Annotated in this window: 21 protein-coding genes and 1 pseudogene; 13 read left to right on the top strand and 9 right to left on the bottom strand. The window is 71.7% G+C overall.

Features of this window, described 5'->3' with window-relative positions; all coding sequences use genetic code 11:
* Positions 1–61: 61 nt before the first annotated feature.
* Positions 62–709, top strand: coding sequence for a biliverdin-producing heme oxygenase (locus OG542_RS29120; RefSeq protein ID WP_328414636.1), 648 nt, complete (start codon positions 62–64; stop codon positions 707–709).
* A 21-nt stretch (positions 710–730) separates the two neighbouring features.
* Here the strand turns inward: OG542_RS29120 and OG542_RS29115 are convergent, their stop codons facing one another.
* The gene (locus OG542_RS29115; protein WP_311125346.1) at positions 731–1,375 is read right to left on the bottom strand and encodes a PhzF family phenazine biosynthesis protein; all 645 of its coding nucleotides are present in this window, start codon (positions 1,373–1,375) and stop codon (positions 731–733) included.
* 243 nt (positions 1,376–1,618) lie between these two features.
* Between OG542_RS29115 and OG542_RS29110 the strand changes: the two are divergent.
* The 5 genes and pseudogenes from OG542_RS29110 to OG542_RS29090 form a co-directional block, all read left to right on the top strand.
* A pseudogene (locus OG542_RS29110) lies at positions 1,619–1,927 on the top strand (hemin ABC transporter ATP-binding protein); the annotation flags it as partial.
* Positions 1,928–2,024: 97 nt separating this feature from the next.
* Positions 2,025–3,173 carry an iron uptake system protein EfeO gene (gene efeO, locus OG542_RS29105; protein WP_328414633.1) on the top strand — a complete coding sequence of 383 codons (1,149 nt, stop codon included), beginning with the start codon at positions 2,025–2,027 and terminating at the stop codon, positions 3,171–3,173.
* Between the two features lie 12 nt (positions 3,174–3,185).
* Positions 3,186–4,424, top strand: a complete 1,239-nt coding sequence (efeB, locus tag OG542_RS29100; RefSeq protein WP_328414631.1) for an iron uptake transporter deferrochelatase/peroxidase subunit — start codon at positions 3,186–3,188, stop codon at positions 4,422–4,424.
* A 5-nt stretch (positions 4,425–4,429) separates the two neighbouring features.
* Positions 4,430–5,272 carry an iron uptake transporter permease EfeU gene (gene efeU / locus OG542_RS29095; protein WP_328414629.1) on the top strand — a complete coding sequence of 281 codons (843 nt, stop codon included), beginning with the start codon at positions 4,430–4,432 and terminating at the stop codon, positions 5,270–5,272.
* A 382-nt stretch (positions 5,273–5,654) separates the two neighbouring features.
* Positions 5,655–6,647, top strand: a complete 993-nt coding sequence (locus tag OG542_RS29090) for a hypothetical protein (RefSeq protein ID WP_328414627.1) — start codon at positions 5,655–5,657, stop codon at positions 6,645–6,647.
* Positions 6,648–6,706: 59 nt separating this feature from the next.
* On the opposite strand, the gene OG542_RS29085 is transcribed toward OG542_RS29090, so the two are convergent.
* Positions 6,707–7,435: a bifunctional DNA primase/polymerase gene (locus OG542_RS29085; RefSeq protein ID WP_261682229.1), complete on the bottom strand. Its 729-nt coding sequence runs from the start codon at positions 7,433–7,435 to the stop codon at positions 6,707–6,709.
* A gap of 192 nt (positions 7,436–7,627) precedes the next feature.
* On the opposite strand from OG542_RS29085, the gene OG542_RS29080 reads away from it, so the two are divergent.
* A complete protein-coding gene (locus OG542_RS29080; protein WP_328414625.1) occupies positions 7,628–8,482 on the top strand; it encodes a glycerophosphodiester phosphodiesterase in 855 nt (284 codons plus the stop codon).
* Here OG542_RS29080 and OG542_RS29075 read toward each other — a convergent pair.
* Positions 8,461–9,090: a TetR/AcrR family transcriptional regulator gene (locus OG542_RS29075; RefSeq protein WP_261682231.1), complete on the bottom strand. Its 630-nt coding sequence runs from the start codon at positions 9,088–9,090 to the stop codon at positions 8,461–8,463. The genes OG542_RS29080 and OG542_RS29075 overlap by 22 nt on opposite strands.
* A gap of 111 nt (positions 9,091–9,201) precedes the next feature.
* Here OG542_RS29075 and OG542_RS29070 point away from each other — a divergent pair, with 111 nt between their 5' ends.
* Positions 9,202–9,414: a DUF6243 family protein gene (locus OG542_RS29070; protein WP_328414623.1), complete on the top strand. Its 213-nt coding sequence runs from the start codon at positions 9,202–9,204 to the stop codon at positions 9,412–9,414.
* 127 nt (positions 9,415–9,541) lie between these two features.
* Complete coding sequence (locus OG542_RS29065; protein ID WP_328414621.1) at positions 9,542–10,912, top strand: S28 family serine protease; 1,371 nt, start codon at positions 9,542–9,544, stop codon at positions 10,910–10,912.
* Between the two features lie 184 nt (positions 10,913–11,096).
* Here the strand turns inward: OG542_RS29065 and OG542_RS29060 are convergent, their stop codons facing one another.
* The 3 genes from OG542_RS29060 to OG542_RS29050 form a co-directional block, all read right to left on the bottom strand.
* Positions 11,097–12,083, bottom strand: a complete 987-nt coding sequence (locus tag OG542_RS29060) for a small ribosomal subunit Rsm22 family protein (RefSeq protein WP_328414619.1) — start codon at positions 12,081–12,083, stop codon at positions 11,097–11,099.
* 78 nt (positions 12,084–12,161) lie between these two features.
* Positions 12,162–13,277, bottom strand: a complete 1,116-nt coding sequence (locus tag OG542_RS29055) for a serine hydrolase domain-containing protein (protein WP_328418163.1) — start codon at positions 13,275–13,277, stop codon at positions 12,162–12,164.
* Between the two features lie 11 nt (positions 13,278–13,288).
* Positions 13,289–14,638 carry a multidrug effflux MFS transporter gene (locus OG542_RS29050; RefSeq protein ID WP_328414617.1) on the bottom strand — a complete coding sequence of 450 codons (1,350 nt, stop codon included), beginning with the start codon at positions 14,636–14,638 and terminating at the stop codon, positions 13,289–13,291.
* Positions 14,639–14,724: 86 nt separating this feature from the next.
* Here OG542_RS29050 and OG542_RS29045 point away from each other — a divergent pair, with 86 nt between their 5' ends.
* Positions 14,725–15,768 carry a Gfo/Idh/MocA family protein gene (locus OG542_RS29045; protein WP_328414615.1) on the top strand — a complete coding sequence of 348 codons (1,044 nt, stop codon included), beginning with the start codon at positions 14,725–14,727 and terminating at the stop codon, positions 15,766–15,768.
* Here OG542_RS29045 and OG542_RS29040 read toward each other — a convergent pair.
* Complete coding sequence (locus OG542_RS29040) at positions 15,755–17,395, bottom strand: alkaline phosphatase D family protein (RefSeq protein WP_328414613.1); 1,641 nt, start codon at positions 17,393–17,395, stop codon at positions 15,755–15,757. The genes OG542_RS29045 and OG542_RS29040 overlap by 14 nt on opposite strands.
* 134 nt (positions 17,396–17,529) lie before the next feature.
* Here OG542_RS29040 and OG542_RS29035 point away from each other — a divergent pair, with 134 nt between their 5' ends.
* Entirely contained in the window at positions 17,530–18,288 is a 759-nt protein-coding gene (locus tag OG542_RS29035) for an SDR family oxidoreductase (RefSeq protein ID WP_328414611.1), read from the top strand.
* Positions 18,289–18,539: 251 nt separating this feature from the next.
* Here OG542_RS29035 and OG542_RS29030 read toward each other — a convergent pair whose 3' ends face one another.
* A complete protein-coding gene (locus OG542_RS29030) occupies positions 18,540–19,526 on the bottom strand; it encodes an aldo/keto reductase (protein WP_328414609.1) in 987 nt (328 codons plus the stop codon).
* 59 nt (positions 19,527–19,585) lie between these two features.
* Positions 19,586–19,912 (bottom strand): nuclear transport factor 2 family protein, encoded by a 327-nt coding sequence (locus tag OG542_RS29025; protein ID WP_189724715.1) that lies wholly within the window; start codon positions 19,910–19,912, stop codon positions 19,586–19,588.
* Between the two features lie 159 nt (positions 19,913–20,071).
* On the opposite strand from OG542_RS29025, the gene OG542_RS29020 reads away from it, so the two are divergent.
* Both OG542_RS29020 and OG542_RS29015 read left to right on the top strand, forming a co-directional pair.
* Positions 20,072–20,629, top strand: a complete 558-nt coding sequence (locus OG542_RS29020; RefSeq protein ID WP_328414607.1) for a DoxX family protein — start codon at positions 20,072–20,074, stop codon at positions 20,627–20,629.
* Positions 20,630–20,671: 42 nt separating this feature from the next.
* Complete coding sequence (locus tag OG542_RS29015) at positions 20,672–21,022, top strand: MazG-like family protein (protein WP_328414605.1); 351 nt, start codon at positions 20,672–20,674, stop codon at positions 21,020–21,022.
* Positions 21,023–21,061: the final 39 nt, after the last annotated feature.

Here is a 21,061-nt window from a genome sequence, read left to right as displayed (position 1 = left end):
TACCGACAACAGGTCGGAAAGAGCATTGACTTAGGTTAGCCTAACCATAGAAAGTGTCGCCATGGAATCCTTCTCGACCCTCATTCGGACCGCTTCCCGAGAGCAGCACGAGGAGGTCAGGGGCTCGACCTTCATGAGCGACCTGCTGGGGCACAAACTGGGCGTCGACGCGTTCGCGCGCTACACCGAGCAGCTGTGGTTCGTGTACGGGGCGCTGGAGTCGGGGGCCGCGCGGCTGGCGGCGGACCCGGTGGCCGGCCCGTTCGTCCGCCCGGAGCTGTTCCGTATGGCCTCGCTGGAGCAGGACCTGGAGTATCTGCGCGGCCCCGGCTGGCGGTCGGGCATCAGCGCGCTGCCCGCCACGCTGGAGTACGCGGAGCGGATCACCGAGTGCGCCCGCGCCTGGCCGGCCGGCTATGTCGCCCACCACTACACCCGCTACCTCGGCGACCTCTCCGGCGGGCAGATCATCCGCGACACGGCCGAGAAGGCGTGGGGTTTCACGAAGAAGGGCGACGGGGTCCGCTTCTACGTCTTCGAGCAGATCCCCAACCCGGCCGCCTTCAAGCGGAGTTACTGCGCACTGCTGGACGCGGTGCCCGGTGACGAGCTGGAGCGGCAGCGGGCCGTGGCCGAGTGCAAGCGGGCGTACGCGCTGAACAACGCGGTGTTCCAGGCGCTGGGCGCGGAGTTCCCGCTGTCGGCGTGAGCCCGGAGGCCACCGCCTGGTTCAGCGCTCAAGGTGCACCCGGCCGCCGACCTCGGTCCACCCGCCCGGCTGGGGCGCGGTCAGCAGCTGGGAGCCGGCGCCCTGGGTGATGTTGAGGGCCCGGCCCAGCCGGTCGGTGAGCAGCAGGGCAGCCGCCCCGGTGGCCTCGTCCTCGTCGATGCCGTCGCCGCGGCCCGGGAAGGCCCGGGCGCGGACCCGGCCGGCGGGCTCGTCCTCCCAGGCCCAGGCGTAGACCCACTCCCCCGGCGGCGGTACCGCCAGATCGTCGACCTCTGCGGCACTGCCGTACTGCCGCAGGGTGCGCGGCGGCACCCACTCCGCACGCGCCTCGATCCAGCAGAACTCGCCGTCCTGCCGGGCGCCGACCGTCCCGGCGGGGACGACCAGTTCGGGCACGTCGAGCAGCCACGCCGTCCCGACGCAGGGATGCCCGGCGAAGGGCAGCCGCAGGGTCGGTGTGTAGATGTCGATCACGCCGCGCTCGGGATCGTCGACGAACACGGTCTCGCTGAAGCCGAGTTTCGCGGCGAACTCCTGCCGCTCGCTCTCCTCGGGCAGCACCGAACCCTCGCGGACGACCCCGAGTTCATTGCCGTATCCACCGCGCGGCCCGCAGAAGACACGGAGTACGTCGTAGTCAGTCACGAGGGCATTCTGCCTTGAACTCCTCACCGCCACGACGACCGCCAGAGAGCGAAGGCAAGGCTGGATGACCGTCCTGGAGAGGCCCACCACGAGCGCCCCGGCCGAAGAGCCCGCCCCGAAGACGCCGTACGACGACGTGGCTGCTGACCGCGGTACTGGTCGCAGCCCCTCTCGTCCTGGCCCCGGTCGCCGCCGACACCGGCGCTATCCCGTCCCGGTCGCTGATGTCCTCGCCTCCGTGACGCCCCTCTCCTCCTGCTCGACGAACCGACCGCGGCGCTCGATCTCCGGAACCAGGAACTGGTGCTGCGACTGTGCCGGCCAAGGGCGCACGCCGGTGACGCGGTGGTCATGGTGGTGCACGACCTGGGGCTTGCCGCGGCCTACGCGCACCGGGTCGCGCTTCTGTGCGCCGGTCGCGTCGCAGCGGACGGCCGGCCCGCCGAGGTCTTCTCCGAACGACTGCTGTCCGAGGTCTACGACCAGCCAGTCGAGGCCCTCCCGCATCCCAGGACGGGAGCGCTTCTGGTGCACCCACTACGGGAGCCTTGACCCCTCCTTGACTCATTCGTGACGGCGATTTTGAGCCACTCAGGTCATCCTTGTGTGGCCCTTAGGTGAGCCTCACCTTCCCTTCCCTGGAGCCCTCATGCGACCCGCCAGACCCGCTTCCCTCGCGATCGCCGTCGCGGCGGCCCTGACCGCCGTCACCGGCTGCACCGAGAAGAGCAACGCCAAGGACGGCGACCACGTCGTCCACGTCACGGCGACGGACGACAAGTGCGAGGTGTCGAAGAAGGAGTTCCCGGCCGGACACGTCGAGCTGGCCGTCGAGAACAAGGGTTCCAAAGTCACCGAGGTCTACATCCTCTTCCCCGACGACCGCGTGGTCACCGAGCGGGAGAACATAGGCCCCGGCACCAAGCAGCGCGTCACCGCCGAGGTGAAGGCCGGCGACTACCAGATCGCCTGCAAGCCCGGCATGAAGGGCAAGGGCATCCGCCAGGCCGTCAAGGCCACCGGCGGCAAGACCGTCAAGCGTGACCCCCGCCTGGACAAGGCCGTGGCGGCCTACCGCGCCTACGTCCAGGCTCAGGCCGACGAGACGCTGCCCAAGGCCGAGGCGTTCGCCCAGGCCGTCAAGGACGGCGACCTCGACGCCGCGAAGAAGGCGTACGCCCCCTCCCGCATCGGCTGGGAGCGCACCGAGCCGGTCGCCGAGTCCTTCGGCGACATCGACCCGAAGGTCGACGTCCGTGAGGACGGCCTGGAGGACGGCCAGGACCCGGCCACCGACTGGACCGGCTGGCACCGCCTGGAGAAGGCCCTCTGGCAGGACATGAAGATCGGCGACCGCGAGAAGGAACTCGCCGGCACGCTCATCACCGACCTGAACGACTGGCAGAAGCGGGTCGGCAAGGCCGAGATCACCCCCACCTCCATGGCCAACGGCGCCAAGGAACTCCTCGACGAGGTCGCCACCGGCAAGGTCACCGGCGAGGAGGAGCGCTACTCGCACACCGACCTGGTCGACTTCAAGGCCAACGTCGAGGGCGCGCAGCAGTCGTACGAGCTGCTGAAGCCGGTCGCCAAGGAGAACGACGCGGCCCTCGTCACCGAACTGGACAAGCAGTTCGCCGCCCTCAACACCCTGCTCGACAAGTACCGCCCGAACACCACGTCCTACGACTTCACCTCGTACGACAAGGTCGGCAAGGCGGACCGCAAGGAACTCTCGGACGCGGTGAACGCCCTGGCGGAGCCCCTGTCCAAGCTCGCCGCAGCGGTCGCGAAGTAGCAGGACGGCACCATGACGGACACCAACTCGCCTTCCCCCTCCCGCCGTTCGCTGCTCGGCTGGGGCGGCGCGGGCCTCGCGCTCGGCGCCGCCGCGGCCGGCGGAGCGGTCGCGATGGCCCGCGGCGACGACGAAGCCCCGGCAGGCGCCGGAGCCGCGGTCCCTTTCCACGGCGCGCACCAGGCGGGCATCGCCACCCCTGTGCAGGACCGCCTGCACTTCGCCGCGTTCGACGTGACGACCGACGACCGCCCGCAGTTCGTCCAGTTGCTGAAGGACTGGACGGAGGCCGCCCGGCGGATGACGGCCGGACACCCGGTGGGCGAGGGCGCCTACGGCGGCCTGCCCGAGGCACCCCCCGACGACACGGGCGAGGCCTTGGGCCTCAAACCCTCCCGCCTGACACTCACGGTCGGCTTCGGCCCGTCCCTCTTCAGGAAGTTCGACCTCGCGGACCACCGGCCCGAAGCCCTGGCCGACCTGCCGAAGTTCGCGGGCGACAACCTCGACCACACCCGCAGCGACGGCGACCTGTGCGTCCAGGCCTGCGCGGACGACCCGCAAGTGGCCGTGCACGCCATCCGCAACCTGGCCCGCATCGGAATGGGCAAGGTGGTCATCCGCTGGTCGCAGCTCGGCTTCGGCAAGACGTCGTCGACGACGCCCGAGGCACAGACCCCGCGCAACCTGATGGGCTTCAAGGACGGTACGCGCAACATAGCGGGCACGGAGACGGACCGCCTGCGCGAGCACGTCTGGGTGTCCGAGAAGGCCGGCCCGGCCTGGATGACAGGCGGCTCCTACCTCGTCGCCCGCCGCATCCGCATGCACATCGAGACGTGGGACCGCACCTCCCTCCAGGAGCAGGAGGACATCTTCGGCCGCGACAAGGGCGAAGGCGCCCCGGTCGGCAAGGCGAAGGAGCGCGACAAGCCGTTCCTGAAGGCGATGAAGCCCGACGCGCACGTCCGGCTCGCGCACCCCGACTCCAACCAGGGGGCGACGATCCTGCGCCGCGGCTACTCCTTCACCGACGGCACGGACGGCCTGGGCCGCCTGGACGCGGGCCTGTTTTTCCTGGCCTACCAGCGGGACGTCCGCGAGGGCTTCATCCCGATCCAGCGCAGCCTGGCGGCGGACGCGCTCAACGAGTACATCCAGCACGTGGGTTCGGCGCTCTTCGCGATCCCGCCGGGCGTCCGCGACAAGGACGACTGGTGGGGCCGGGCGCTGTTCTCCGGGGAGGCGTAGACCCGATGTTCTCCAACTACCTGATCGGCCTGCGCGAGGGGCTGGAGGCGAGCCTGGTCGTCTGCATCCTCATCGCCTACCTGGTCAAGACGGACCGCAGGGACGCCCTGAAGCCGATCTGGACCGGCATCGGCGTGGCCGTGGCCCTCGCGCTCGGCTTCGGCTGCGCGCTCGAATTCGGCTCCCAGGAGCTGACGTTCCAGGCCCAGGAGGCGCTGGGCGGCTCCCTCTCCATCCTCGCGGTCGGTCTGGTGACCTGGATGGTGTTCTGGATGCGCCGCACCGCCCGCCATCTCAAGTCGGAGCTGCACGGCAGGCTGGACGCGGCCCTGGCGATGGGCACGGGGGCGCTGGTCGCCACGGCGTTCCTGGCCGTGGGCCGGGAGGGCCTGGAGACGGCCCTGTTCGTCTGGGCCTCGGTCCAGGCGGCGAGCGACGGCACGCCGCGGCCGCTGGTGGGCGTGGGTTTGGGTCTTGCGACGGCGGTCGCTCTGGGCTGGCTGTTCTACCGGGGCGCGCTGCGCATCAACCTGGCGAAGTTCTTCACGTGGACCGGCGGCATGCTCGTGGTCGTGGCCGCGGGCGTACTGGCGTACGGCTTCCATGACCTCCAGGAGGCCGACTTTCTGCCCGGCCTCACGAACAAGGCCTTCGACATCTCCGGCGCGATTCCTCCGGACAGTTGGTACGGCACGCTCCTCAAGGGCGTGTTCAACTTCCAGCCGGACCCGACGGTCCTCCAGGTGACGGTGTGGCTCCTGTACCTGATCCCGACCCTGGTGCTGTTCCTGGCACCGACCGGCCTCGGACAACGCCGGACACCGACAACGGCGACCAGCGACAGCTGAGTCCGGGGCGTTGCACAGCTCGGCGCGACGGGGTGCTCTGCGTCGGTGCCGGTGCCGGGTGGGTCCGCAACCCGGCGGCGCGGGGTGCCGCTGCGCCCACCCGTGCCGCCCCTAGCGGCACGCATGCCCGCAGCTGGGGCGGAACGCGCCCGCACCCGCGTACGGCGAGAAGGGGACGTGTCGGGGGGTGTCCGCCCGCAGCGGTTGGCGCGTCAACGGGGAGTTAGTCGGTATGCAACCCCATCGCGCCGTTCCGAGGACGGACACCCCCCGACGCGGCCCCGACCCACCACCACCGGCGAGCAGGCGCACCCACCCCGCCCCGACCGCCGGAGGCACCCGGTAGGGTTCGCCTCCGGAAAGGGGAAGGTGAAGGCACCCGATGATCAGGGATCGCGACCCTCGAACACTCCGCACGCTTGGCCGGAGGACCCTCATATCGGCCTCGGTGACCGCTTTGTCGTTGACGGCCAGCGGATGCGTCGTCGTGCACGGCGAACGGGAGATCCTCCCGTCGACCACCCGCGCCGAAGCCGCCAAGGCCCTCCAGGAGTTCACGACCGCGTACAACGACGCCGACAAGGCCTACGACGCCTCCCTGGACGCCGAGCACACCACCGGCGCCCTCGCCGACATCGACTCGGCTCGTCTTGAGGCCGGCCAGAAGAACAACCCGGGCGGCAACCCGAACCACACGCCGCTGAAGCTGACGGACGCGAAGTTCACGATCCCGAAGAAGGCCGGCTGGCCCCGCTGGTTCGTCGTCGACGCCGCCGGCAACAAGGGCGGCACCGCCCGCTGGCTGCTCGTGTTCACCCGCAGCAGCCTCGACGACCCGTTCCAGGTCGCGTACCTGACCCTCGTCGCCCCCGGCAAGGTCCCGGAGTTCAAGAAGGACGCGGACGGCTGGGCCGAGTCGGTCCCCGTGAACTCGACGAGCTTGGCGGCGAAGCCCGGCGACCTGAGCCAGACCTACACGACGTACCTGAAGAACGGCGGGGCCGCCTTCGCGGACGGCCCGCACACCAGCCAGTGGCGTGCCCTGCGCGAGAAGAACACCAAGAGGCCGGGCCTGGTCACCCAGTACATCGACGAGCCGCTGACGAACGGCGACTACGGGCCGCTGGCGCTGCGCACGGCGGACGGCGGGGCGCTGGTGTTCTTCACCACGCGGCACTACGAGAAGCAGACGGCCTACGCGGGCACGACGTTCCCGACCCCGAACAAGGACGTGCTCGCCCTCACGAAGGGCGAGATCAAGCAGTCCCTCATGCTGGAGTTCGTCTCCAACGAGGTGGCGCTGGACCCGAAGGGCCAGGGCAAGGTGACGATCCTGGGCCGGATCCAGGGAATGACCTCCGCGGAGGGCTCGTAGTTCAAGCCCCGGCCAGCTCAGGGCCCCGGCCAGCTCAAAGCCGCGACCGGCTCAGGGCCTCAGCGCCGCGAAGGCCACGCCGACCCCGCGGAGTCGGCGTCGACGTACCGGCCGCAGACCTCGGTGAGCACCTCCAGCAGGCTCAACGGGTCCGGCAGCTCATGCTCCGGCCCGCGCACCCACCGCACCGCCCGGCCGTCACCGGGCAGCCGGGCCGGCGGCACGAGGACGTAGGAGCCACGGCAGTGCCAGCGCAGCCCGGGGTGCTCGTCCGCCGTCTCGGGGTGGCAGTCCAGTTCGCACGGCCACCACTCGTCCTCGTCCTCGGGCGTCCCGCGGGTGAGGGTGAAGAGGAGCATGCGGCCGTCGTCGCTCTCGGCGACCGGCCCGACCTCGACACCCTCCGCGAGCAGCCGCTCCAACGCGTCGCGACCGGCATCCAGGGGCACGTCGAGGACGTCGTGCACCATGCCGGTCGCGGTGATGAAGTTGGCTTCGGGCTGGTGGCGGGCCCAGCGCTCGATCTGGGCGCGGTCGGTGGTGGACTGCGTCTGCCAGGCGAAGGACACGGGGTGCCGGGCCGGGGTGGGACAACCGACGCGGTCGCAGGAGCAGCGGTAGCCGGCCGGGTGGGCCGCGGGCGCGAGGGGCAGTCCCGCGCCGGCGGCGGCGAGCAGCAGGGCCTCACGCCCGCCGTCACCGGCGGTCTCCTTCGGCCGGCGCCCGGCGCGCAGCCACTGGGTGAGTTTGCCCTGCAGGCCGGTCCGACCGCCGAACTCCGCGCTCATCTATCCCCTCGCCTCGCTGTCGTGCGGAACAGCATGCCCTATGGTCCCATCTTCCCTCGCACCGGGGGGCCAGTGCCCACATCCGGGGCAGGAGCTATGAGACGGGTACCGGTGGGGCGAGCGAGGCATATGCCGCACCGAGATCGGTGTCATTGCCCGCTTTGACCTGACATGGCGCCCTACCGTATCGCCATGGTCACAACGATCGCGCTGACGGGCCTGGCCACCGCGGCTTCCGTGGTCGCGCTGACCCTCACGGGACACGGCACCGCCCCGATGCCGCTCGAGTGGGGCAGCGGCCCGCTGACGGTGGCGGCACTCCCCCGGATCACGTACGTCGCGCACCGCGGCGGCGCCCACGAGGTCCCCGAGAACAGCATGTCGGGGCTGATGACCGCCTACCGGCGCGGTACGGCCCAGGTACTGGACTTCGACACGCGGCTGCTGCGCGACGGCACGCCGGTCGTGTTCCACGACGAGACCCTGAACCGCACCACCTACCTGGGCGGCGAGGTGCGCCGCCTGGACGCCCTGGAGTGGCAGGGCGTACGGCTGCGCCCGAGGGACGTACTGCCCGGGAGCTGGCGGTCCGAGCGACCGCCGACGGTCGCGGAGGTCCTGGACCGTTTCGGCGGGCGGATCGTGCTGATGCTGGAGGCGAAGGATCCGCGGAGTCTGGACCGGCTGGCCGGCCTGATCCGGGCGCGTGGCCTGACCCGCTCGGTCTTCGTGAACTCCAACGACCCCGGGGTGGCCCGGCGCGCCCACCGCCTCGGCCTGCTCACACAGGTGTGGCGCTCGGCGCGGCAGCTGCGCACGGACCGCCCGGAGCGCTGGCGGTCGTACGTCGACCTGCTGGACGTGGACCACCGGGCGCGCGACGCGGACCTGGTGCGGGCGGTGAACTCGGGGATCGCGCGGGTGTGGGCGCACACGGTGGTGACGGACGCGCAGCGGAACCGGGTGCTGGCGCTGGGGTGCACCGGGGTCATCACGGACACGCCGGGGCGGCTGGCGCGGGCCGCTCAGCGGGGCGCGAGGCCGTAGAGGGCGTAGTCGACGAGGGTGTCGGTGTACTCGTAGGAGATCGGGCCGGTGTACTGGAGCCAGCGCTGGGCGAGGGGGGAGACCCAGAGTTCGAGGGCGATGCGCGGGTCGACGTCCGGGCGGACCTGGCCGGCCTCCTGCGCGGAGCGCACCCGGTCGGCGTACATCTGGAGCGACGGTTCGAGGAGCTTGGCCACGGCGATGCGGCCCAGCTGCTCGTCGACCACTCCCTCGGCGGCCAGGGCGCGGGACGGGCCCTCGAAGCGGGGGTCCCGGAGCTGGTCGACGGTGAGGCGCAGGACGGCCTTGAGGTCGGCGGCGAGGTCGCCGGTGTCCGGGATGGCGAACTCGTACTCCGGGCCCGCGTCCCGGGAGGCCTGTTCGCTCAGGTCGAGGAAGGCCTCCAGCAGGACGTCGGCCTTGGAGGACCACCAGCGGTAGATCGTCTGCTTGCCGACACCGGCCCGGGCGGCGATGCCCTCGATGGTGGTCCTGGGGTAGCCGACCTCCGCGACGAGCGTGAGGGCGGCGTCGTAGATGGCGCGACGGGACCTCTCGCTGCGCCGGGTGGAGTCGGGGGCGGGCTGCGCGGACTTTTTCAGGCTCATGGCTCGAACTTATCAGGTTGACAAGACGGTGCGTCTCGTCGGACAGTATGGAGGAAGGAACGAGACGAAACGTCTCGTCGCATCATCACACTCACGAGAGGAGTCCCGGCAATGACCCGAGGCGGAGCCGGAAACATGCTGGGTGTCGGCGGAGCTCGCAAGAACCTCGGCCGCAACGCGCTGCGCGGCGGCGGCCGGGGCGGCCGGATCGGCGGCGGTCTCGATCCGCAGGCCCAGAAGCGCGAGCTGCTGCGCAAGCTCCAGGAGAAGCGGGAGCAGCAACGGGAAGGACAGGAGGGCGGTACGACCGACCGGTCGTCGTGAGCCTCCCCCGCCCGGGGGAGACCGTCCCCTCGCGCGCGGGATCCTCCCGGGACGTCCGGCGGATGTACTGAAGCGGTCGTGACACCGCGACGGAACCGCCACCGACGGACACCCGGGAGGAAACACCATGAGCGTGTGGACGAGACGACGGCTGCTCACCTCGGCGGCCTCGGCGGTCTCTGCGGCGGGACTCGCCGCCACGGCGGCCGTACCCGCGCGGGCGGCGGCCGGAAGGCCCCGGCCGGGGGACGCCGACATCGCGGACATCCTGCGGGCGCTGCCCGGACTGCGGCTGATCGAGGAGCGGCAGGACGCCGAACCGGGGTACCGCCACTTCGTCCTGGGCCTGCGCCAGCCGGTCGACCACACCGACCCCGCGGCCGGCACCTTCGAGCAGCGCCTCACCCTGCTCCACACCGCCGCCGACCGGCCCACGGTGCTGTTCAGCACCGGCTACCACGCCGCCCCCACCCCGCGGCGGACGGAACCGGCAACACTGCTGGGCGCCAACCAACTCCAGGTGGAACACCGCTACTTCGGCACCTCACGCCCTGCGGGCTCCGGCTACACCCACCTCACCATCCGCCAGGCCGCCGACGACCATCACCGCGTCGTCCGTCTCTTCCGCCGGGTCTACCCCGGCGCGTGGCTCTCCACCGGCAGCAGCAAGGGCGGCATGACGAGCGTCTACCACCGCCGCTTCCACCCCGGTGACGTGGACGGCACGGTGGTCTACTCGGCCCCGAACAACGTCGACGACCGCGAGGACTCCGCCTGCCTGCGCTTCCTGGAGACGGTCGGCTCCGCCCCCGACCGCGAGGCCGTCAAGGCCGCCCAGCGCCGGATGCTGCTGCACCGGGCCGAGTTGGTCGCCCGCTACGAGGCCTGGGCGTCCGCCACCGGTGACACCTTCCGCATCATCGGCAGCGCCGACAAGGCATTCGAAATCGCCGTGCTGCGTGTGCTGTTCATGTTCTGGCAGCGCGCGACGCCGGCCGACACCGGCGCGATCCCCGGCCCGGAGGCGACGACCGAAGAGCTGTACACGTGGCTGGACCGCTGGGCGGGGCTGTCCCTGTACGCCGACACGACGGCCGGGCGGTTCATCCCGTACTGGTACCAGATCGGCACGCAGTTGGGGTACGGCGAGGTCCCCACCGCCCATGTGGCGGACCTGCTGCGCCACCCGGACGGCATCGCGGCGCGCAACTTCGTCCCCCGGGACATCCCCATGGCCTTCGACACGACCGCCATGCCGGACATCGACCGCTGGGTCCGCCGTCGCGGGAGCCGGATGCTGTTCGTCAACGGCGCCCAGGACCCGGCCGTGGCCGAGCACTTCCGGCCCGGGGGCGCCGACTCACGGCTCCTGTGGGTGCCGGGCGGCAATCACAGCGTCGACATCGCGAACCTGTCCCCCACCGACCGGGCGTCGGCGGAGGACACGTTGTCCCGCTGGGCCGGTCAGGAGTACTTCACGCAGACGTTGGGCACGTAGCCCACGGTGCCGCGGTAGTTGACCTTGCGCCAGTAGTGGTAGCTCTTGATCCCGCAGGCGTTCTTGTACGAGCCGCCGTCGACACCCTTGATGTCACAGCCCTTGGTGCCCTTGTACCAGAGGCGCAGGATGGTCGACTTGGTGCGCGAGTTGATCTTAGGCGTACCTGACAGGAGGCCGGTGATCAGGGTGCGGGCGGCCAGGCGTCACCCCAGTCCGCGTCACGTGCGGCCTTGTACAGGTCGCCGTGGCGCTTGGTGACGGTGGCGCGGCTCAGGGACGGTTCGGTCTCGCAGAGGTCGAGGAGGACCTGGCCCTTGCGGATCTGGGGCTTGCGTACGACGCGTGCGGGGGCCGGTTCGGCGGGGAAGCGGGCGGCGGCGACGTAGCTGAACTTCTCGTCCTCGTAAGGGAGGGAGCCGCCCTTGACCTGGCGGTGCAGGGAGGAACGGCTGACCCGGGCGGAGAAGTGGCACCAGTCCGTGCCCGGGACGATGGGGCAGTCCGCGCTGTGCGGGCAGGGGGCGGCGATGTGGAAGCCGGCGACGATCAGCCGGTCGCGGGCCTCGATGACACGGGCGTAGCCGTCGGGGGTGCCGGGTTCGACGATCACGACGGCCCGGGCGGCGGCCGCGGCGGCGTCGACGAGGGCGGTGCGGTCGGGGGCGGTCAGCTCGTTGAGGACGTAGGAGACCGTGACGAGATCAGTGCTCTCGAGGGTGAGCGCCGCTCCGATCCGAGAGCGCTGCCACTGTACGTTCCGCAGGGCCGGGTTGGCCGCGGCGATCTCCCGGCCGAGGGCCAGCGCGGGCTCGGCCCAGTCGAGCACGGTGACGGGCCGCTCCCCGTCCCAGGTCGCGGTCACGGCCCAGGCCGCGGCGCCCGTACCGCCACCGAGGTCCAGGTGCCCGCCGGGCGCCCACCCGGGCACGGCGTCCGCGAACGCCTCGAGCGCCGACCGCACCGCCTCGAAGGTCGCGGGCATCCGGTAGGCGGCGTAGGCGGCGACATCGGCCCGGTCCCGGAGGATGGGAGCGTCGGTGGGGGTGGCCCCGCGGTAGCTGGCGATCAGCCGCTCGACCGCCCGCGAGGCCTGCCGGGGCGGCAGCCCGTCGAGCAGACCGGCGAGTGCGGCGCGGAGGGTTTCGGCCGGGAGTGCGGGGGCGTTCACCCGGCGATTCTACGAGGGGGCGAGGGAGAGAGCGCCGCTCGCCACCGAGAGTTCTGCCCTCTTGGGAGAGCAGCGCTCTCAGATCCCCCGTACCGCCCGGGCCACCCGCGCCCCCGCCGCCGCCCTGGGCGCGTTGTCCGGGCGGCGGCGGCGTGGGTGGACCGTGTTGGTGAGGAGGATCAGGAACGTGTCCGTCGCCGGGTCGAGGACGAGGGACGTGCCGGTGAAGCCCGTGTGGCCGGCCGCGCCCCGGCCGGCCAGGTCGCCCATGAACCACGGCTGGTCCAGGGAGAAGCCGAGGCCGGGCGGGGTGAAGAGGAGCTCGACGAAGTCGGGCCCGAGGATGCGGGCGGGACCGTAGGAGCCGCCGGCGAGGAGGGTGCGGCAGAACACCGCGAGGTCCCGGCCCGTGGAGAACAGGCCCGCGTGGCCCGCCACGCCGCCCAGCGCCCAGGCGTTCTCGTCGTGGACCTCGCCCCGCAGCATCCCCCGGTCCGCCTTGGCCCACGGCCGCCGCTGGTCCTCCGTGGCCGCCGCCCCGGGGCACGGCCCGAACTCCGTCGCCGTCATGCCCAGCGGCCGGGTGATGCCGTCGCGGAAGAGGACGTCGAGCGTGCGGCCTGTGACGCGTTCCAGGACGTACTGGAGGAGCAGCATGTTCAGGTCGGAGTAGCAGTACGAGCCGGCCACGCCGACCGGCGGCTCCGCCTGGAGCATCGCCAGCCGGTGCGCGGCGTCGGCGCAGTCGTACAGCGGGAGTTCGGGCCGCAGCCCGGAGGTGTGGGTGAGCAGCTGCCGCACGGTGACGCCGTGCCGGGCCACCCCCGTGAAGTCGGGCAGATACGCCCCCACCCTCGCGTCGATGCCCAGCGTGCCGCGCTCTATCTGCTGCACGGCGGCCACGGACGTGAACAGTTTCGTCAGGGACGCCAGGTCGAAGGGTGTGCCGACGGTCATCGGGACCCGGTCCTCGGCGGGCAGCTCCACACCGGCGTCGGCGTCCTCGTCGTAGGCCGCGTAGCGCACGGCCCAGCCCGCCGCCTCCTCCACCGCGATCACCGGGCCACGCCCGACGACCAGGACCGCACCCGGCGCCCAGGGGCGCTGCCCGGTGGTGAGGACGTGGACCTCCCGGACGAGATGACGCAGTTCCGCGGGGTCGAGTCCGGCCCGTTCCGGCGTGCCGTCGCGCAGTCTCGGTGCGCTCAGCTGTCCGCTCCCTCCGCGCTCGCGGTCCTGCTCTCCGTCTTCGAGGTGTTCGAGGCCTTCGAGTCCTTCGAGACCTTCCAAGGTCGGCACATTCCCATGAAGCAGGCCACTGCCACCAGTGCGGCGGCCAGTTGGACGACGGCCATCGGGACGGCGGTGTCCTCGCCGGCGACGCCGACCAGCGGGGAGGCGATCGCGCCGATGAGGAACGACGACGTGCCGAGCAGGGCGGACGCGGAGCCGGCGTTGTGCTTGGTGCGCATCAGGGCGAGGGCCTGGGTGTTGGGCAGGGTGATGCCCATCGCGGACATGAGCACGAAGAGCGCGACGGCGACGGGCACGAGACCGACCTCGCCGAACACGCCCGTGGACATCAGCAGCAGCGCGGTCGCGGCGGTGATGACGATCGTCAGTCCGATGCCCAGCACCCGGTCCAGGCTGACCCGGCCGACCAGGATCTTGCCGTTGATCTGGCCGACGAGGACCAGCCCGACGGAGTTGACGCCGAACAGCAGGCTGAACGTCTGCGGGGAGGCTCCGTAGATCTCCTGGATGACGAACGGGGACGCCGAGATGTAGGCGAAGAGCGAGGCGAAGGCGAAGCCGCCGGTGAGGGTGTAGCCGGCGAAGGGCCGGTCGGCGAGCAGGCCGCGCATCGCGCGCAGTGCCTCACCGACGCCGCCGCTGTGGCGCTCGGCGGGCGGCAGGGTCTCGGGCAGCTTCGTCCAGACCAGGACGCCGATCGCGATGCCGATGACGGTGAGGACGACGAACACGCCCCGCCAGTCCGTCACGCGCAGGACCTGTCCGCCGATCAGCGGCGCCACGATCGGGGCGACCCCGGAGATCAGCATGAGGGTGGAGAAGAAGCGGGCCATGGCCATGCCGTCGTAGAGGTCGCGGACGACGGCCCGGGCGATGACGATCGCGGCGGCGCCCGCGAGGCCCTGGGCCAGCCGGAAGGCGACCAGGAGCTCGACGGTGGGGGCGAGGGCGCACAGGACGGTGGCGACGACGAAGACGGCGAGCCCGGCGAGCAGCGGGCGGCGGCGCCCCCAGCGGTCGCTCATCGGCCCGACGACGAGCTGCCCGAGCGCCATGCCGGCCAGACAGGCGGTGAGCGTGAGCTGGACGGTCGCGGCGGGCGCGTGCAGGGAGCGGGTGACCTCAGGCAGCGACGGGAGGTACATGTCCATCGCCAGCGGCGGTACGGCCGTCAGGCTCCCGAGGAGGAAGGTGACCAGGAGCCCGGTGCGGCGGTGCGATGTGAGGTCGGGCCGCTCCCCCTCCTCGACTGCTGCGGCCCCCTGCTCGGTGTTCGATATGGACGCCCCACCCTCGGGCATGAGTCCCTCCCTGTTCGATTCGATCGCCCCCTATGCTCTCAGCTCGTACGGACTGCTCGGGGTCACGAGGTGAAGGCGGGGCGGTAATGACGGCGGACACGGTGCGGTGGGGCATCCTGGCGACCGGTGGGATCGCGGGCGCGTTCACGGCGGATCTGATCGACCTGCCGGACGCGGAGGTCGTGGCGGTGGCGTCGCGGTCCGAGGAGTCGGCGAAGGCGTTCGCGGAGCGGTTCGGGATACCCCGGGCGTACGGCGACTGGAACGCGCTGGCGCGGGACGAGGACATCGATGTCGTCTACGTCGCCACTCCGCACACGGCGCACCGGACCGCCGCCGGCCTCTGTCTGGCGGCCGGGCGGAACGTGCTGTGCGAGAAGCCGTTCACGCTGAACGTCGGCGAGGCGGCGGAACTCGTGGCGCTGGGGCGGGAGCACGGGCGCTTCCTGATGGAGGCGATGTGGATGTACTGCAATCCGCTGGTGCGGCGGCTGAAGTCGCTGGTGGACGACGGCGTGATCGGCGAAGTGCGCAGTGTGCAGGCCGATTTCGGGCTGGCCGGTCCGTTCCCGCCGTCGCACCGGCTGCGGAACCCGGAGCTGGGCGGGGGCGCGCTGCTGGATCTCGGCGTGTATCCGGTGTCGTTCGCGCAGCTGCTGCTCGGGGAGCCGTCGGACATCGCGGCGCGAGCGGTGCTCTCCGAGGAGGGCGTCGATCTCCAGACAGGAGCACTGCTCTCCTGGGAGAGCGGCGCTCTTGGTTCGGTGCACTGCTCCATCGTCGGCGGTACGGCGACCTCCGCTTCGGTCACCGGCTCGCAGGGCCGTATCGACATCCCGGACGGGTTCTTCTTCCCGGACCGTTTCGTGCTGCACCGGGACGGCCGTGACGCCGAGGAGTTCACGGCCGATCCGGGGGACGGGCCGCGCAACAGCCTGCGCCACGAGGCCGCCGAGGTGATGCGCGCCCTGCGCGCCGGCGAGACCGAGTCCCCGCTCGTCCCGCTCGACGGCACGCTCGCCGTGATGCGGACGCTCGACGCGATCCGGGACCGCGTCGGCGTCAGCTACCCCGGCGAGACGGACGGGCACCCCGGCGAGACGGGCGAGCCGCACCTCACGCCGGCTTGAGCCCCTGCTCCCCCACCTCCGTCACGAAGGACGCGGCCGTCGTGACGGGCGCCCCCTGCGTGGTCACGTACGGCACGGTCTTGAAGTCGGCCCGTGCCGACTCCTGCCCCAGCGCGACCGTCACATAGCCGCGCCGCCCGTTGAAGAACTTCAGGTGGGGGTTGGCGGACATGTAGGTGTCCCAGGTCGCGGGCTTGTCGGCGCCGTCCCGGCCGCTGGAGATCGAGGTGGCCACGATCTCCGTGCCGAGCGTCGCCGAGGACCGGTCGTCGAAGTCGTCCTTGATGTCGAAGGCGTACGCCGAGTGGACGTCGCCGCTGAGCACCATCAGGTTCTCGACGCCGGCGGCCTTCGCCCCGTCGAGGACGCGCCGGCGTGAGGCGCTGTAGCCGTCCCAGGCGTCCATCGACACCCGTGACGGGGTGGTGGCGTCCATGTGCCGCCGGGCGAACATGACCTGCTGCGGTACGACGTTCCACAGCGCCCGCGAGGAGCGCCAGCCGTCGAGCAGCCACCGTTCCTGCGTCGCGCCGGTCATGGTGCGCGCCGGGTCGTCGGACTCGGGTCCCGGGACGTGCGCCTGGTCGCCGTAGGCCTGGTCGGAGCGGTACTGGCGGGTGTCCAGGACGTCGAACTGGGCGAGCCGGCCCCAGCGCAGGCGGCGGTAGAGCCGCATGTCCGGGCCGGCCGGGCGCTGCGGGCTGCGCAGCGGCTGGTTCTCCCAGTAGGCGCGGTAGGCGGCGGCGCGGCGCAGCAGGAACTCCTCCGGCGGGACGTCGTTCTCGGGGATCTCGTCGGCGTAGTTGTTCTCGGTCTCGTGGTCGTCCCAGGTGACGACGAAGGGGTGCGCGGCGTGTGCGGCGCTCAGGTCCGGGTCGGACTTGTAGAGGGCGTACCGAAGGCGGTAGTCCTCCAGGGTCAGCGTCTCGCGGTTGAACAGGTCGGGCAGGGTGCGGTCGGTGTACTTGCGCTGGCCGCCGGCGGAGTTGACGGCGTACTCGTAGAGGTAGTCGCCGAGGTGGAAGACGAGGTCGACGTCGTCGTCGGCGAGATGGGCGTACGGCGTGTAGTAGCCGTCGTGGTAGGCCTGGCAGGAGACGGCGGCGAGGGTGAGGCCCAAGACGCGGCTGCCGGGGTCCGGGGCGGTGCGGGTGCGGCCGGCCGGGCTGACCCAACGGCCGACGCGGAAGCGGTAGTAGTAGACGCGGCCGGCGTCCAGATCGCCCACCTCGACGTGGACGGTGTGGTGGAACTCGGGGTGCGCGGTGGCGGTGCCGCGCCGGGCGATGCGGCGGAACCGCTCGTCGTGGGCCAGCTCCCACTGGACGGTGACGCGCTCGGCGGGCAGTCCGCTGTCGGCCTGGAAGGGGGCGGGTGCGAGGCGGGTCCACAGGATCACGGAGCCGGGCTGGGGGTCGCCGGAGCCGACGCCCAGCGTGAACGGGTTCTCGGTGATCCGCGCGGCGTCGAGTTCGGCGGCGGCCGCGACTCCGGCCGAGGGCAGATTGGTCGCGAAGGCCAGCGCGGCGGCGGCTCCGGTGGTGGTGAGGAAGCGGCGTCGGCCGATGTGCCGGGCGGCCGCGCGGAGTTCGGGGGCGTGCTGGGACGGGCGTGCTGCGGGTGTCATCCGGTCCTCCCCTGGCGAATGGCTGCACGGGGCATTGGAGTGGCCGGGGGCGACACCTGGTCGACGTGAACACCGCACGCACGTGACGGACGGATGAGTTCCGCATGGCGGGGCCTCCCGTACGCTGCGGGCCCATGAATGCCAAGGAAAATGCAGTCGCGGTGGTGACCGGGGCCGGATCCGGCATCGGCCGGGCGGTCGCCGTGGAACTGCTCCGCGCGGGCTGGTCGGTGGCGCTGGCGGGCCGGCGCGTCGAGGCACTGGAGGAGACGGCGGCCCTGGCGCCCGAGGGCGCGGCTCTCGCCGTACGGACGGACGTCTCACGGCCGGAGGACGTGTCCGCCCTCTTCGCCTCCGCCGTCGAGCGCTTCGGGCGGGTCGACCTGCTGTTCAACAACGCGGGCACGTTCGGCCCCGGCGGCGTTCCGGTCGAGGAGCTGCCCTACGAGGCGTGGCGGCACGTGGTGGACACCAACCTCAACGGGGCGTTCCTGTGCGCGCAGGCGGCGTACCGGCAGATGAAGGAGCAGGATCCGCGGGGCGGGCGGATCATCAACAACGGGTCCATCTCGGCGCACACACCCCGGCCGCACTCGGTGGCCTACACGGCGACCAAGCACGCGCTGACCGGCCTGACCAAGGCACTGTCGCTGGACGGGCGGCCGTACGGGATCGCGGTGGGGCAGATCGACATCGGCAACGCGGCGACCGACATGACGTCCCGTATGCAGACGGGAGCGCTTCAGGCGAACGGGGAGGTGGCTCCGGAACCGGTGATGGACGTCGCCGATGTGGCCCGCACGGTGCGGCACATGGCGGAGCTGCCGCTGGAGGCGAACGTGCAGTTCGCGACCGTACTCGCTACGGCGATGCCGTACGTCGGGCGCGGCTGAGCGCCGAGCCCGCGGTCGTCAACTCCTCAACCTGCACAAGCGGAATTGCAACGTCCGCACTATTGCGGCCGGTAGGGCGCTTATGCTCAAATCTCCTACACCAAAGCTTCACAGTTGGAGCAAAGAGCTTCCATTGGCCACCTTCTGGGGGGAGGCGGCAGTCGTTCCACGGACCGGGTGGGGGTGGACCCCGCGAGGGACCGCGGAGTACGCACCGGTGCGTGGAACGACTGCCGCGTAGATCGACCCCGTCACCGCCCGAGCAGCTGGTCGATCTCGGCCAGTTGCCCGCCGGTCAGTGCTCCCTTCGCCATCGCACCCGCGTTCTCCTCCGCCTGCGCGACCGAGCGGAAGCCCGGGATGGGGACGGTGGCGGGGCTGCGGGCCCACAGCCAGGCCAGGGCGCCCTGGGCGAGGGTCCGGCCCTCACTGGTGAGGATGGAGCGGACGGCCTCGACGCGGGCGAGCCACTCGGGGTCGGCGCCCGATCCGTCACCGAAACCCTGGAGCCAGGCCGGCGGCCTGCTGCGGATGTCCCCGCTCTCCAGCGGCTGGCGGGCCCGGCGCTTCCCGGCGAGCAGCCCCATGGCGAGCGGACTCCGGTTGATGCTGGCCAGGCCCCTCTCCTCGCAGAGCCGGAGCATGTCGGGCGCGTCCTGGAGGACGTTGAGGGCGTGCTGGACGGCGGCGCAGTGCGGGCCCTCGGCGAACACGGCGGCGCGGGCCGGGTCGTCGGTACTCCAGGCGTAGGCGCGTATCAGCCCTTCGCGCACCAGGTCCTCGCAGGTATCGCGGAGGAGGGCGGCGTGCTCGGGGTCGGCGTCCCCGATGTGGAACTGGTACAGGTCCACATGGTCGGTGTCGAGGCGGCGCAGGGACGCGGTCAGGGCGCGGCGCAGGTGGGCCGGGGAGTCGTCGCTGCCGTCGGCGGTCCGCGTCCGCTCGTCGAAGAGGTAGCCCCACTTGGTGGCGACGACCACGTCGGCCCTGCGCTTGCCGAGGGCCCGGCCCAGCACGCGTTCGCTGTGCCCGGTGCCGTAGTTGTCGGACGTGTCGAAGAAGGTGACGCCCAGGTCGAGGGCGTGCCGCACCGCCCGCACCGACTCCTCGTCGTCGACCTTCCCCCAGCCGAGCGGCAGCCCGTCGGCCGCCTGCCACTCCCCGCCGATCGTCCAGCAGCCGAAGCCCAGGGCGCTCACCTCGATGCCGCTGCGTCCCAGTGTGCGTGTGGTGTCCATGCCCGGGGACGCTACGAGTTGGAGTCCACTCGAAGGCAAGACCCCCGGAGTGCGCTGTTTCAGGCCTGGCCGGTCTCGAAGCGGGAGATCCTGCCGTCGTCGTCGACCGTGAAGCTCCACCGGGTGCGCATCTCGCCCCAGGTGTCGTTGTTGTAGTGGGCGACGAGGGAACGGCCGTCGTTGGACTCGCTGTCGACCTGCATATGGCCGTGGGACAGGAAGATCTCCCGGTCCACCCAGTCGGCGAGGTCGCGGTCGGAGCCGTCGTCCGCCATGGTCGCGCCCGGCGCGAGGAGCTCCATGAAGCTCTCGCGGTCGTGGTTGTTCACGGCGGTCACGAAGGCTCGGACGGCCGGGTCGCTGAGGCGCGTGGTCTGAATCGTCATGCCAGTCAGCCTCGTACCGGTCGGCGGGCCACGCCACCCGTACCACCCGAACGGCGTCCCGGGCGGCTCCGCCGGGTGTCGCGGGAGGTCGGGGGTGCGACGGTGGAAGCGCGACGAGGAGAGCCCTCGAAGTTCCTGCTGCCTGCTCCGGGAGACGACGTGAGGCCTTACGACCGACGTGATCTGGGCCTGCTGCTGCTCCGGCTGGGGACGGGCGGTGTGCTGGCCGCCCACGGCACGCAGAAGCTGTTCGGCTGGTTCGGCGGAGGCGGCATCGAGGGCACGGGGCAGTTCATGGAGTCCGTCGGCTACGTCCCGGGCGAGGTGAGCGCGACGGCGGCGGGCCTCGCGGAGAGCGGCGCCGGCACACTGCTGGCCCTGGGCCTGGCCACTCCCGCTGCCGGTGCCGCGGCGGCCGGTGCGATGGCGGGGGCGGCCGCGGTGCACACACCGAACGGGTTCTTCAACCAGGGCGGCGGCTACGAGTACGCGGCGACGCTGGGCCTGACGGCCGCCGGCCTGGCCGTCACCGGCCCGGGGCGGCTCTCCCTGGACCATCTGCTCGGGCACGCGGTGAACCGGGGCTGGATGATTCCGGCGGCGTTCGCCGCGACGGCGGCCGGGACCGCGCTGGTGGTGGGGGCGCGGAACAAGCGCCTGCGGAAGGCGAAGGAAGGCGAGCAGGACCCGCTGTTCGACGAGGAGTACCTGGAGTAGCGGGCGGGGCGATGTCAGACCCACGTGGCAGGCTGCGCCCCCATGACCGATCACACGCCGCATGCCCCCGCACCCGAACTGTGGGCCACCATCGACACCCTGTGGGAGTGGCTCGACGCCAACCGCCCGGTCGAGGGCCGCGAGGGCGTACTGCTGCGCATCCTGAAACTCTCCGAGGAGGTCGGCGAGGTCTCCGAGGCGGTGATCGGCGCGACGGGGCAGAACCCGCGCAAGGGTGTGACGCACACCTGGGACGACGTGCAGGCGGAGCTGTGCGACGTCGTCATCACGGCGCTGGTGGCCCTGCGGACGCTGACGCCGGAGGCGCGGGAGGTGTTCGGGCGGCATCTGGAGCGGGTGACAAAGCGGTCGCTGGCCTCGGCACCGCGTTGATCCGAACGCCCCACATGACTTGACCACGTCAGGCTACGC

It is taken from the genome of Streptomyces violaceus (assembly GCF_036014075.1).
In the GTDB taxonomy this organism is placed as follows: Bacteria; Actinomycetota; Actinomycetes; order Streptomycetales; family Streptomycetaceae; genus Streptomyces; species Streptomyces violaceus.
Note: the sequence above shows the minus strand (reverse complement) of the source record. Positions and strands in the feature narration are given on the sequence as shown.